The sequence below is a fragment of the Pseudomonas sp. B2M1-30 genome (genome assembly GCF_025447575.1).
In the GTDB taxonomy this organism is placed as follows: Bacteria; Pseudomonadota; Gammaproteobacteria; order Pseudomonadales; family Pseudomonadaceae; genus Aquipseudomonas; species Aquipseudomonas botevensis.
This window is the reverse complement of the sequence record NZ_JAOEJT010000017.1, coordinates 39,686-53,030: the sequence shown is the minus strand read 5'-3', so window position 1 is coordinate 53,030 and position 13,345 is coordinate 39,686. Positions and strand designations below refer to the sequence as shown.

The 13,345-nt window shown below is 62.2% G+C and carries 12 protein-coding genes; 6 read left to right on the top strand and 6 right to left on the bottom strand.

The window, feature by feature from the left end; translation table 11 throughout:
• The 5 genes from N8H74_RS25680 to N8H74_RS25660 form a co-directional block, all read right to left on the bottom strand.
• Positions 1-876: an ABC transporter permease gene (locus N8H74_RS25680; RefSeq protein WP_217834175.1), complete on the bottom strand. Its 876-nt coding sequence runs from the start codon at positions 874-876 to the stop codon at positions 1-3.
• Positions 873-1,829 carry an ABC transporter permease gene (locus tag N8H74_RS25675; RefSeq protein WP_217834174.1) on the bottom strand — a complete coding sequence of 319 codons (957 nt, stop codon included), beginning with the start codon at positions 1,827-1,829 and terminating at the stop codon, positions 873-875. The genes N8H74_RS25680 and N8H74_RS25675 overlap by 4 nt, the downstream gene beginning before the upstream one ends.
• 47 nt (positions 1,830-1,876) lie before the next feature.
• Complete coding sequence (locus N8H74_RS25670; RefSeq protein ID WP_262151283.1) at positions 1,877-3,514, bottom strand: ABC transporter substrate-binding protein; 1,638 nt, start codon at positions 3,512-3,514, stop codon at positions 1,877-1,879.
• A gap of 115 nt (positions 3,515-3,629) precedes the next feature.
• The gene (locus N8H74_RS25665; RefSeq protein WP_262151281.1) at positions 3,630-4,904 is read right to left on the bottom strand and encodes an FAD-binding oxidoreductase; all 1,275 of its coding nucleotides are present in this window, start codon (positions 4,902-4,904) and stop codon (positions 3,630-3,632) included.
• Between the two features lie 45 nt (positions 4,905-4,949).
• Positions 4,950-5,618 carry a haloacid dehalogenase type II gene (locus tag N8H74_RS25660; RefSeq protein WP_217834171.1) on the bottom strand — a complete coding sequence of 223 codons (669 nt, stop codon included), beginning with the start codon at positions 5,616-5,618 and terminating at the stop codon, positions 4,950-4,952.
• 672 nt (positions 5,619-6,290) lie between these two features.
• Between N8H74_RS25660 and N8H74_RS25655 the strand changes: the two genes are divergently transcribed.
• Together N8H74_RS25655 and N8H74_RS25650 are read left to right on the top strand one after the other, a co-directional pair.
• Positions 6,291-7,145 (top strand): GNAT family N-acetyltransferase, encoded by an 855-nt coding sequence (locus tag N8H74_RS25655; protein ID WP_262151278.1) that lies wholly within the window; start codon positions 6,291-6,293, stop codon positions 7,143-7,145.
• A 49-nt stretch (positions 7,146-7,194) separates the two neighbouring features.
• Positions 7,195-7,902 carry a cupin domain-containing protein gene (locus N8H74_RS25650; protein ID WP_262151276.1) on the top strand — a complete coding sequence of 236 codons (708 nt, stop codon included), beginning with the start codon at positions 7,195-7,197 and terminating at the stop codon, positions 7,900-7,902.
• 100 nt (positions 7,903-8,002) lie between these two features.
• On the opposite strand, the gene N8H74_RS25645 is transcribed toward N8H74_RS25650, so the two are convergent.
• Positions 8,003-8,512: an SgcJ/EcaC family oxidoreductase gene (locus N8H74_RS25645; RefSeq protein WP_217834168.1), complete on the bottom strand. Its 510-nt coding sequence runs from the start codon at positions 8,510-8,512 to the stop codon at positions 8,003-8,005.
• A 172-nt stretch (positions 8,513-8,684) separates the two neighbouring features.
• On the opposite strand from N8H74_RS25645, the gene N8H74_RS25640 reads away from it, so the two are divergent.
• The 4 genes from N8H74_RS25640 to N8H74_RS25625 are packed head-to-tail and all read left to right on the top strand — an operon-like array spanning position 8,685 to position 13,307.
• Positions 8,685-9,869 carry a sensor histidine kinase gene (locus tag N8H74_RS25640; protein WP_262151274.1) on the top strand — a complete coding sequence of 395 codons (1,185 nt, stop codon included), beginning with the start codon at positions 8,685-8,687 and terminating at the stop codon, positions 9,867-9,869.
• Positions 9,866-10,534 (top strand): response regulator transcription factor, encoded by a 669-nt coding sequence (locus tag N8H74_RS25635; RefSeq protein WP_262151272.1) that lies wholly within the window; start codon positions 9,866-9,868, stop codon positions 10,532-10,534. Before N8H74_RS25640 ends, N8H74_RS25635 begins: the two co-directional genes overlap by 4 nt.
• Entirely contained in the window at positions 10,531-12,858 is a 2,328-nt protein-coding gene (locus N8H74_RS25630; RefSeq protein WP_262151270.1) for an ATP-binding protein, read from the top strand. Before N8H74_RS25635 ends, N8H74_RS25630 begins: the two co-directional genes overlap by 4 nt.
• Positions 12,855-13,307: a response regulator gene (locus N8H74_RS25625; RefSeq protein WP_092296368.1), complete on the top strand. Its 453-nt coding sequence runs from the start codon at positions 12,855-12,857 to the stop codon at positions 13,305-13,307. Before N8H74_RS25630 ends, N8H74_RS25625 begins: the two co-directional genes overlap by 4 nt.
• Positions 13,308-13,345: the final 38 nt, after the last annotated feature.

Genomic DNA, 13,345 nt, shown 5'->3' with positions numbered 1-13,345 from the left:
TCAATGGCCTCCCGTACGGCGACTACGTCGGGACGACAGTCTGTCGATAAACAGATTCACACCGATGGTCAGGGTGCCGATGGCCAGCGCCGGAATCACGATGGCCGGCGCGCCCTGGTTCAGGCCGCCGATGTTTTCCCGCACCAGCGAACCGAGGTCGGCATCCGGTGGCTGCACACCAAGGCCAAGGAAACTCATGCCGCTGAGCAACAGTACGATGAAGCCAAAGCGCAGCCCCAGGTCAGTCAGCACCGGGTTGAGCATGTTGGGCAGGATTTCCACGCAGGCGATGTACAACCGGCGTTCGCCTCGGGTCCGGGCAACTTGCACGTACTCCAGCGCTTCGATATTCACCGCCATGCTGCGGGCAATGCGGAACGCGCCGGGGCTGAAACTGAGCACGGCGGTGCAGATCAACAAGGTCACCGAAGAGCCGAAGGCCGAAACCATGATCAACGCCAGCATCTTGCTCGGGATCGAGATAAACGCATCCATCAAGCGGCTGATCACCTCGTCCAGCCATTTCGGCGAGACCACCGACAACAGCGCACAACTGGTGCCCAGGCCACTGGCCAACACCGCCGCGATCAACGCCAGGCCGACGGTGAAACGGGCGCCGACGAGAATCCGGCTGAGCATGTCGCGTCCGAGGTAATCGGTGCCGAACGGGTACACGGCACTGATGCTGTCAAAGACATTGTCGGAAACCACTTCACCCACCGGATGGGGGGCCAGCCACGGGCCGAACATCGCCACCAACAGCCAGATAACGCACATCGCAGCCCCGATCAGACCCAGCCATGCCGGGCCATGAGACACCTTGCCAGCCGACAGGTCGGGCGTCGCAGGCGTCGACTTCACAATGAGATTGTTCATTGGTTTCTCAGCCTCGGATTGGACAGAATCGCGCACAGGTCGGCAATCAGCACCAACCCCAGGTACGCCGTACAAAACAGCATGGTGCAGGCCTGGACCAGCGCCATGTCACGGTTGGTCACGGCATCGACCATCAGGCTGGCGATGCCGGGATAGTTGAAAATTGTCTCGACGATCACCACCCCGCCGAGCAAATACGAGAGACTCAGGGCAATCGCGTTGGCAATCGGTCCGATAGCGTTGGGCAAGGCATGACGCAGCACGATACGCATCGGGCTGACACCTTTGAGCCGGGCCATTTCCACATAAGGACTGTCGAGTTGATCGATCACCGCCGCCCGGGTCATGCGCGCCATTTGCGCGACGATCACGCAGCACAGGGTCATCACCGGCAAAGCGTAGGTGCGCATGAATTGCCAGGGTGACGTGATGTCGCTGGCGTAGGACAGCGCCGACAACCAGCCCAGGTTCACCGCAAAGATCAGCACGGCCAGGGTTGCCACCAGAAACTCCGGAACGGCGACCATCGCCAGGGTGACAAAGCTCAGGAAACTGTCGACACGCCCGCCCCGGCCCATCGCCGAGCCGATCCCCAGCAGCAGCGCCACCGGCACCGATACCAGCGCCGTGGCGGCCGCCAGCATCAGGGTGTTGGGCACGCGCCCGGCCATCAATTCGCCGACCGGCATGGCGTTGGACACCGACTGGCCCATGTCGCCACTGAGCAGGTTCATCAACCAATGCAGGTAACGCACCACACCAGGCTGATCGAGCCCCAGTTTCAAACGCAGTGCAGCCACTTGTTCCGGCGTGGCGAACTGCCCGAGGGATTGTTGCGCCGCGTCACCCGGCAGCACCGCCGTGATCGCAAACACGACCATCGACACGATCAACAAAGTCACGATCGCGGCCCCCAGGCGCCGACCGATCAACCACAGTGTGTTGCTATTCATCGCCTACCCTCCTGCACCATGCCTGCCGTTCATCTCGACGGCTTTTTTCAAGCGTCCAGCCAGACCTGCTCGGCGAACATGTAGCCCATGAAGCCACCCAGCGGGTTACTGCCGTAGCCTTTGATTCGCTGGTCGACGCCGTCGATGTTGCTGATGAACACCGGCACGCCGATACCGCTGTGGTCATGCACCAGGGTCTGCATGTCCGCGTACATCTTGCTGCGTTTGGCATCGTCGGTTTCGCCGCGCGCCAGCATCAGCAACTGGTCGAACTGGTCGTTCTGCCAGCCGGATTCGTTCCAGGGCGCCTTCGACTGGAAGAACTGCGAGAACATCACGTCGGCATTCGGTCGGGGGTTGATGTTGCCGAAGCTCAGCGGGTGCTTCATCCAGTGGTTGGACCAGTAGCCGTCACTCGGCAAACGATTGACGTCGAGCTTGAGCCCGGCCTGCTTGGCCGATTGCTGCAACAGCACGGCGATATCCACCGAGCCGGTGGCGGCTGGCGAGGCGACCAGCGGCATGCTGATGTTTTCCATGCCCGCTTTCTTGAGCAGGAACCTGGCTTTTTCCGGGTCGTAGACGGTTTGCGGCAGGTCGGCGTTGTAGTAACGCGAACCGGGCGCAATCGGATGGTCGTTGCCAACCACGGCGAAGCCACGGAATACGGCGGACTTCACTTGCTCGCGATCCAGCAGGTACTTCATGGCCTGGGTGAATTCGGCGCTTTTGCCCGGCATCTGATCCTGACGGATGATCAAGTCAGTGTAGTTGCCCGACGGCGCATCGACGACCCGATGCTTGGCGCTGGCCTTGATCCGGCTGGTGGAGCGCGGGTTGACCTCGTTGATCATGTGTACGTCGCCGGACAGCAGCGCGTTGACTCGCGACGGTTCGTCGGCAATCGCGATGAACTCGATCTCGTCCAGATACGGCAGGCCCGGTTTCCAGTAACCGGTGTTGCGCGCGGCAATCGAGCGCACGCCCGGTTTGAACTCCTTGACCTTGAACGGCCCGGTGCCGATGCCCTGGTTGAAGTCGGTGGTGCCTTCGGGAACGATCAGCAGGTGCGATACCGCCAGGATCGACGGCAGCTCGGCGTTCGGCGCACTCAGGCGAATCTGTACTTCGTTGGTGCCGGTGGCCTTGATCTCGGCAAACTGCTCCATCAACGGCATGACCTTGGAACCGGTCAGTGGATCCTTGTGCCGCGACAATGAGAACACCACATCGGCGGCGCTGAGGGTCTTGCCGTTGTGGAACGTCACGTCCTTGCGCAGGGTGATGGTCCACAGCGTTGCATCGACGTTATCGATGCGCTCGGCCAGCTCCAGTTGCGGCACCAGATGCGAGTCGAAACGGGTCAAGCCGTTGTAGAACATGTAGTGACGCACATAGTCCGTAGACAGCGCGCCTTTGGCCGGGTCGAGTGTGTCGGCGGTAGAGCTGGACATACCGGCGACGCGAATCCGACCGCCCGGCTTGCCTTTGCCCGAGGTGGCGGCTTCATCGGCAAACAGCTTGCCGGCAGCACCGAACAGGCTGCCGGCGCCGGCAGCCGCGACCCCGGCCACGCCGAGCATTTGCAGAGCGTGACGGCGTGACATGCCGCGATTGAGGCCTTCGAACACCCGCAGGCTTTCTTCGCCGGAAATCAGCGGTGAGTCGTTCTTGTTGTCAGTCATATCAGTGGTACCTGTCGAAGTTAAGAAGGCTCAAGTGTTCCGGTTGACCGGAACGTCCTGGAAACGCAAACGACGGTGAAGCCACAACAGCAACTCAATGCAAGCAGTCCTGAACTCAATGCAAATAGTCCTGGAAGCGGTAATACGCACCCACGAACGGCAAGAACCACGGTTTGCCGAAATGCCCCGGGATCGCCGGCCAGTCGAGTTCGCGCCAGGGGTTGGCCTCGACGTTGCCGGCCATCACGTCAGCCATGACCTGACCCATGTGGACCGACATCTGCACCCCGTGGCCGCTGTAGCCCATGGAGTGATAAACGCCGCCGTGCTGGCCGGCCCGAGGTAACCGGTCGGACGTCATGTCCACCAGGCCACCCCAGCAATAATCGATCTTGACGTGAGCCAGTTGCGGGAACATCTGGATCATCGCCGCCTGCAGCACCTTGCCGCTCTTGGCGTCATTGACACTGTCGGACATGGCGAACCGCGCGCGGCCGCCGAACAACAAGCGGTTGTCCGGCGTCAGGCGGAAGTAGTTACCGATCATCCGGCTGGTGACATAGGCGCGCCGGCCCGGCAGCAACTGGTCAATCAGCGAACGTGGCAGCACCTGCGTGGCAATCACGAAACTGCCCACCGGCACAATCCGCCGCCGATACCAGCCCAAGCCACCGTGCTGACAGGCGCCGGTCGCCAGCAAGACTTGCCCGGCGTGCAGCGAACCCTTGCTGGTGTTGACCTGATAGCCGCCGGCCTGGGCTTTCCAACCCAGTACCGAGGTGCCTTGGTGGATCAGCGCACCGTGACGCACCGCCGCTTCAGCCAGACCGACACCAAAACGCCCGACGTGCATCTGCACGCCATTGCGCTGCAGCAAGCCTCCGTGGAATTGCGCCGAATTGACTTCGGCGCGGGTCTGTTCGGCTGACAGCAACTCGACGTCGGCATCGACTTCCTTGCGAATCAGTTCGCACGTGCGGGCCAGGCCTTCGTAGTGCATGGGCTTGGCGGCCAGCTTCAGCTTGCCGTTGCGCAGCAGGTCGCAGGCGATCTGTTCCTTCTCCACCAGCGACACGACGCTCTGCACCGCACTTTCGTAGGCCTGGTAATAGGCCCGTGCCCTGTCGGCACCGAGACTGGCGCTGAGGCTGGCGTAGTCCTGCGCCACCCCGGTGTTGCACTGCCCGCCATTGCGTCCGGAAGCCTCGCCGATCACCCGCCCGGCTTCCAGCACCACCACACTGGCGCCCTTCAAGGCCAGCGCCCGGGCCGCTGCCAACCCGGTGAAACCACCACCGACGATGGCCACATCGACTTGCCCGGGCAACCCGCCCAGTTGTGCGCCAGTGAACGCCGGTGCGCTGTCGAGCCAGTAGGATTCACTGCCCATGTTCAATCCGCCTTTGCCAGTAAGCCTTGCCAATTAAGGGTGCCGTTACAGACCGACCAGCCCAGCCAGACCACCGATGTCCGGGATCTGGTGGTAGCTGTAGAAGGCATTGCCCGGGACTTCGTGGCCGCGAGCGACGAACGCCTTGTTCTTGATCTTCATGTCGTGGGCGGGCATCAGGTCGTAACGGAAGCTGGAGGACACATGCAAGATGTCTTCCGGACCGCAGTTGAGGTTGTCGAGCATGTACTCGAACGCGGCCAGACGCGGCTTGTAGGCTTGAGCCTGTTCAGCGGTGAAGACCTTGTGAAATGGTGCGCCCAGCTTGTCGACGTTGGACATGATCTGGCTGTTGCTGGCGTTGGAGAAAATCACCAGAGGAATCTTGTCAGCGATTTTCGACAGACCGGCCGGTACATCCGGATGTGGTCCCCAGGTCGGCACGGCGTCGTAATACAGCTGGCCTTCCTCGCGGTACTCGATACCCCAGCGCTTGCAGGTCCGCGCCAGGGCGGTCTTGAGGATTTCGTCATACGGCATCCAGTCGCCCATGACCTGATCCAGACGATAGGCCGAGAAATCCTTGACGAACTGATCCATCTGCTCCGCCGGAACGCGATCAGCGAAGAGTTCGCGGGTCATCGTGCCCATGTGGAAATTGGTCAGCGTACCGTAGCAATCGAACGTAATGAATTTGGGGCGAAGAAAGCTCATTGAATGCGTTCCTGAAGTTCGTTGAGGTCATGGCGCGACGAGCATTTGGCTTCGTTGGCGAAGCAGTGATGCAACGCTGCAGCACACCGTCATTACAACACCGTGAATTCAGCAGATGGCGTTAAAAGCGACCTCCGTTCGATACAAATCACCGTTTTGGCCGCCTGCCTCAGCAGACTTTGCGGCCCGCTCCAGACTTGGGCAAACCCTGCATTTATGCGCCCTGATGGGCATTTATAGCGCTGTACACCCGGTCTGTGTCGCGGTTGACCGCAGAAACTGCGCCGGGCCGAATGAAAACGGGCGCTGGCTTGCAGACGCGCCCGTTTGGCCGCAGTCGAATCTGTTGTGGCGGCTTGCAGCTATCGATCAAAGCGCGTTATACGAGGCGAACGCACAGACCCGCTTTGCCCATCAAGCCTTCATTAATGCGCGTACTTTCGGACAGGCCCGACGACGCATCGAACCAGGTCTTCAGGACGAAAAAAACGCCAAGCATTTGCTGCCGGGTCCAGGGGGTAATTTGGTAGTAAGTATGGTCTTGTGACCTCCCTTTCACTAAATCTGCCGAAGTTTCGCCAGCCTCTTGTCAGGGCTTTGTCCAGGTGGGATACAGGCATCAACACGCCGGTCAACCGGCCACCCGCGCACATTGTCTATCGGAGACTCGCCATGTCCGCCCCGCTCCCTGCTTACGTCTATCGCCCGATGATCGCCAACGATCTGCCGCTGGCCCACGCGCTGGCCGTGCAATTGAAGTGGCCTCACCGGCTTGAGGATTACGCCATGCTGCAACGCGTCAGCAAAGGCGTGGTGGTGTTTGATGGCGAGCGCCTGATCGGCACCGCGTTTACCTGCCCTCAGGGGGATTTCAGCACCATTGGCCTGGTGATCGTCAGCGACGACTATCAGGGCAAGGGCATCGGCCGCAAACTCATGGAGCAAGCGCTTGATGCTTGCGAATCGAGTACCCCGATCCTCAACGCGACCCTGGCCGGCGCACCGCTTTACAGCAGCCAGGGCTTTGTCGAGTTTGGCCGCATCGAGCAGCGTCAGGGCCAAGCACTGGCCGCTGCACCCGGGCCGCTGGCCGATGGCGAAGAATGCCGGCCGCTGCACGAGACAGATCAACCACGCCTGCTGGAACTGGCCAACGCCGGCAGCGGACTGAATCGGCAGGCCGTGCTCAGCGATCTGCTCCCGGTGGTAGAACACTCGGTGGGGATTGTGCGTGAGGGCCAACTACGGGCCTTCGCCCTGCTGCGTCCGTTCGGTCGCGGTCGTTGCATCGGCCCGGTGATTGCGGAAAACGTCGAGCAAGCCAGGCATCTGATTGCCGTATTACTGGCGACAGTGCCGGACGCCTTTGTGCGCATCGATATCCCGGCCGATTGTGGTCTGGGCGACTGGCTGGAAACGACCGGACTGAAAAAGGTCGACACCGTGGCGCAGATGGCCAAAGGCACACCGCCGCAAGCAACCGATGGTGTTGAGCAGTTTGCTGTGGTCACTCAAGCCATCGGCTGAGCGTTTGGAATCTTCCGATCTGCCCTCATTCAACTGGAGTGTCACCCGCATGTCCCAACCTGCCATTCTGCTGTTGGCTCGCGCCGACGGCAGCCGCGTTGCCACGCCTTTCAAACAACAGCCATTGAATGCCGCTGATCCATTCGCTGACGGTCGCAGAGTCGCCTGGTCAGGGACTGACGGCGTGTCTGGCGGTATCGTCGATACTACTGAAATCGTTGATATCGAGGACTTTCCCCACAGCGAAGTGATCGTGGTTCACACCGGGCATCTGACCCTCAAAACCGCGAACCAGACGCTGGAGCTGAGCATTGGTGGCAGCGTCGTTATCGGTCGCGGCACCGCCGTGCGGATCGAGGCACAGGCCGGTACGCAATGGGCGTTTTGCGCCGTCGCCACGCAAGCGCCAACCCCCGGTCTGACGTTGCTTGATCCACTGGCCCTGCTGTCGCCCTCGGCCGCTCCGGAACCGCAGATACTGATTGGCCCGACGCCGCAATGCCGCTCACGCAACGCCTTTGAAGATGCCGCGAGCGATCTGCGCGTCGGCATCTGGGACTCGACGCCTTACGAGCGACATGGCCGAGCGCACAAACTCAACGAACTGATGTATTTGATCGAAGGCAGTGTGACGTTGCAGGCAGCTGATGGATCGAGTGTAACGATCAACGCCGGTGACAGTGTATTCGTCCCGCAAGGTGCGCCGTGTGCGTGGAAGAGCACGCGGTATGTGCGCAAGGTGTATGCCGTTAAGTAGTAACGCCAGCCTCATGCATCGTTCAGCAGACAACTGAATACGAAAACGCCGGGCACCCGTCCCGGCGTTTTCGCGCAAGCGGCTTTGAACGACCGCTGACTTACAGGCTCGCCTGCGCCTCAGGCATGGCCGAAGAGTGGTGGTCGAGGATCTTCCACTCACCATTGATACGCTCATAGACGAACGTGTAGCGCGCCTGCACCTTGCGGGTGGCGCCGTTGGCGTCGTGCAGCGTGAAGGTGTACACGCCGCTGTCCATGGCGGCATCCGGGCCCAGGCGATGGATTTCCCGCAAGTTGATCTGGCCCACGGGCTTGCCCGCGAGAAAGTGCTCGAAGTAGTCCTGGATCTCCGCCGGCGAAGTACGTACCTGATTGGACACGGTCGGCAGGAGCATCGCATCGGGGGCGTAGAGCGCGGTCACGGTTTTCGCGTTTCCGGTTTTCAGGGCCGCATTCCAGTGGTCGAACAGACTGGCGATCTCCTGATCGCTCTTGCTTTGCGGCTGCTCGGCGACGGTGCGATACACATAAGGACTGGCATCCAGGGCATGGGCCAGGGGAGCAGCCAGGGCAAACAACAAGACGATGGCGCTGTTTTTCATTTTCATCAGAGTGCTCTGGTGGGTTTCAATGCGTACACTTTGCCCACTCGGCTCACCGTCACCATCGGCCAACCGGCGCCATCGGCCTATGCTGATCGGCAGATAGGCCCCTCCCCCTCAACCGGGTCTAATACGCCTTCTCTCATGAGCGTTCGCTCTCTACGCCGGAGCATCATCCATGTCCACCCCACCCCATGATCCCGGCAGTGCCCTGGCCATTCGCAGCCAGTATCGTCAGTCGCAAAGCCGCGCGGCACGCTTGCGGCTGCTGGTGGATACCGGCCAGGAGCTGACCCAGCTGCGCCCCTCGGCCATGCGCCAGCGCGCCTTGCAGCGAGCCTGCGCCTTTATGGCAATGGACCAAGGGTTACTGCTGGAATGGAGCGCAACCCAAGCCCCGCGAGCCACGGCGGAACATGGCAATAGCGAACGCCTGGCAGCGCTTTATGGCCTCGCCCGGGTTTCGACCCTGCACCCTGAGTGGTTGCCGCAGACAGACGCTTCCTTGCCTCAAGTGCTGCGCATTCCGCTGCCGGGGGCAGACGGACAACCGTTCGGCGTTCTGCTGCTGGCCAACAGCGTGGCCCTGACCGGCCCCGACCGCGAAGACATGGAGTCCCTGCAACTGCTGGCGACCCTGCTGACAGCCCACCTGGAAAACCATCGCCTGCTCGAAGCCCTGCAGGCCCGGGAGCGCACCATGTCGGAGCTGGTACACCGTTTGTTCACGGCTCAGGAGGATGAACGCAAGCGTGTGGCGTATGACCTGCACGACGGTCTGGCACAGACTCAGGCCGGTCTGCATCAGCGCCTGCAGGGTTTTGCCGGACGCTGCCCGACGCTGCCGCAGCCTCTGCAAAGCGAATTGCAGGCCATCCTCAACCTCGCCCAGGCGTGCGTGGGTGAAGGTCGGCAGTTGATCGGCGGCCTGCGGCCCGGCGTGCTGGATGACTTTGGCCTGTTCAAGGCAATCGACAAGGAAGCTGATCGCCTGCGCGACGCCGGCATCGAGGTGTTCTGGCAGCAGCAGTCCAGCGCACGCCTGCCGGGAGCCTGCGAAATCGCCCTGTTCCGCATCGCCCAGGAAGGTATCAACAACATGCTCAAGCACGCTCACGCCAGCCGCGCCCTGCTGAGCCTGCAACTGACAGACGGCCAGGCCTCGTTATCCCTGCAGGACAATGGCCGTGGCTTCGCGCCGGATACTCCATTTCCCGGCGGTGACAACCATCATCTGGGGCTCGCGGCGATGCAGGAGCGCGCCAGTCTGCTGGGGGGCGAGTTGTCCTGGCACAACGTCCCTGAAGGTGGCACCCGCCTGCATGCCCGCGTACCGCTGCCCACTGCCGAGGAAAGCCGATGAACCCTGTCCTGCGTCTGGTCCTTGCGGACGATCATGAAGTCACGCGTACCGGTTTTGTCGCGCTGCTGGCCGGTCATCCGGAGTTCGAGGTCGTGGGTCAGGCCCGCGACGGCCAGGAAGCGCTCGACCTGTGCGAACGCCTGCAACCTGACATTGCAATCCTCGACATCCGCATGCCGCTGCTCAATGGTCTGGGCGCCGCACGCCTGTTGCAGCAACGGCAGCCGGCAATCAAGGTGGTGATCTTCACCATGGACGACAGTCCCGATCACCTGGAGGCGGCCATTGCCGCCGGTGCCGTCGGCTACCTGCTCAAGGATGCCAGCCGCGCCGAGGTGGTCGACGCCCTGCAACGGGTTGCCCGAGGCGAAGAAGCGCTGAACAGTGCCGTCAGCGCGCGTCTGTTGCGACGGATCGCCGAGCGCAACACTGGCGCCAGCGCCCCGGTCACCGCCCTGACCACTCGGGAGCGCCAGGTTCTGGGGCTGGTGGCCGGTGGTTTCAGTAACCGGGAGATCGGTGAAAAGCTCGGCATCACCACCGGGACCGCCAAGGTCCATGTCGAACGGGTGATCGGCAAACTCGGTGCGGCGGACCGCACCCAGGCCGCCGTACGCGGCATCGCTTTGGGGTTGGTCGCGCAACCGGCGGGAGAGTGGTCATGAGGTTTGCGGCCCTTCGGCATTGGGTCGATCTGCCGCTGCGGGGCAAGGCGTTGGTGGTGATTTCCCTGCCGCTGGTGATTCTCCTGTTGTCGTTGGTGCTGATCTACATCACCGAACGCCAGACCGCCCGCGCCGAAGAAGATGTACGCCGGGTGCTGCTGGTACAGGGCGACATCCAGACCGTACACACCCTGCTCGCCGAAGCGGCGGCCAGTGTGCGTGGCTACCTGCTGACCCGGCGCGAGGACTTTCTGCCCGGCTACGAACAGGCTCGTCCGCTGATCCAGGACGCACTGCAGCGGCTGGACAAAAATATCCGCGACACACAAATGCGCGAGCACCTGCTGACCATCACCCCGCTGATCGCCGACAAGCTGGACGGGCTGGTCGCCCTGCGCAACAGTCAGCCCGGCGACCGGGCAAACATCACGGCGATCCTGATCGAAAACAAGCAGGTGCTGGATGTATTGCGCGAGCAGATCAGCGCCATGCGCATCCGTGAAGACGGCTTGCTGGCCGAGCGCAGTGCGGCGGCCTCTGCCACGCGCATGCGTCTGTTGATGGCCACGCTGCTGGCAGCGGTCTGCGGCCTGTTCGGGGCGATTGTCGCGGTGCTGTTCCTGTCCAAGGGGATCGTCGCCCGGGTGCAGCAGGTTCAGCGCAATGCCCAGCGCCTGGCACTCGGTCAACCGTTGCGCCCCCAGGCGCCTGAGAAGGATGAAATCGGCCAGTTGGGCACCCGGCTGGTAGAAGCCGGGCAATTGCTGGCCGAACGCGAGCGGGCCTTGCGCGACAATGAGGAACGCCTGCGACTGATCATCGACGGGGTCAAGGACTACGGGATTTTCGCGCTCGACACCACGGGCCGGGTGACCAGTTGGAACGGCGGCGCCGAGCGCATCAAGGGCTACAGCGAGCAGGAAATCATCGGCCGCCACTTCTCGCTGTTCTACCTGCCGGAAGAATGCCCGGCGCACCCGGACATGGCCCTGCGCGAAGCCACCCGCAACGGTCATTACATGGAAGAAGCCTGGCGCTGCCGCAAGGATGGCAGCCGCTTCTGGGCCAGCGTGGTGATCACCGCGCAATACGATGCCAGCGGCGCGCTGCGTGGTTTTTCCAAAATCACTCGCGACATCACTGACCGACGCGTCGCGGAAATTGCCCTGCGCACCGCCCGCGAAGAAGCCGAAAGCGCCAGCCGCGCCAAAAGCGAATTCCTCTCGCGCATGAGCCACGAACTGCGTACTCCGCTCAACTCCATCCTCGGTTTTGCCCAGTTGCTGGAAATGGACTCACCCAACGGGCAAAGCCCACAGGTCGGCCATATCCTGCGCGCCGGCCGGCATCTGTTGACCCTCATCAATGAGGTGCTGGACATCGCCCGCATCGAGGCCGGGCACCAGCCGCTGAACGTCGAACCGATTGCGTTGGGGGCGATCCTGCAAGAAGTCCTGACCCTGGTTTCGCCGATGGCCAACGACGCCGGCATCCATTTGGCCGCCCTGCCCACGCTGAACGAACACTGCGGAGTGGTTGCCGACCGCCAGCGGTTGATTCAGGTATTGCTCAATCTGTTGTCCAACGCCATCAAATACAACCGGCCTCAGGGGCAGGTGCGAATCTCGGTGCAACGCATCGACAACCGCCTTGAGGTGGCCGTCAGTGACACCGGCCTGGGCATTCCACTGGATCGCCTGGATCAGTTGTTCCGCCCCTTCGAGCGTCTGGGCGCCGATCCGCGTGTGGAAGGCACCGGCCTGGGTCTGGCGCTGAGCAAGAATCTGCTGGAAATGATGGATGGCAGCCTGCGGGTGCACAGCACACCGGGCCAGGGCTGCTGCTTTACCCTGCAATTGCCTTTTGCGCAGGTCGCGGCAACCGATGCGCCTCCGGCGCCGCAGCTGCCGGAGCCCGTGCAACCGCCGCGCGTTGACCCCGTGGAATATCGCGCTCAGGTGTTGTGCATCGAAGACAATCTGTCGAGCCTGGCGCTGATCGAAACCTTGCTGCAACGCCGTCCGGGGATTCGCCTGCTGTCGAGCATGCAAGGCCAGATGGGTCTGGATCTGGCGCGCCAACATGGGCCACAGTTGATTCTGCTCGACGCCAACCTGCCGGACCTGGATGGCCTTCATGTGCTGCGTCGACTGCGTGAATCGGCCGCCACCGCCGACACCCCGGTGCTGATGATCACCGCCGACGCCAACGCTCTGACCCACCGCGATTTGCTCCGGGCCGGTGCGACAGCGATCCTGACCAAACCCATTCATATTCCGGCGTTTCTCGCCCATCTTGAGCAGCACTTACCGGAGCCTGCATGAACCACGATTTGCGCATCCTGATCATCGATGACCAGCGCCCCAACCTCGATCTGATGGAGCAGTTGCTGGCTCGCGAAGGTCTGCACAACGTCTTGAGCAGCACTCAGCCACTGCGAACACTCGACCTGTTCAACAGCTTCGAACCGGACCTGGTGATCCTCGACCTGCACATGCCCGAGTTCGACGGTTTCGCGGTACTCGAACAGCTCAACCGACGAATCCCGGCAAACGATTACCTGCCGATTCTGGTGCTGACCGCCGACGCCACGCGCGACACCCGCCTGCGCGCACTGGCGCTGGGCGCCCGTGACTTCATCAGCAAACCGCTGGATGCCCTGGAAACCCTGCTGCGGATCTGGAACCTGCTGGAAACCCGTGCCCTGTACAAAGCCTTGCGCCAACAGGTGCCGGCAGAACAGATCGAACTGCTGCGTCGGCATCGAGAGTAAGCGACACTAGCCGAGTGATGTCCGGAACCTGCGAAACC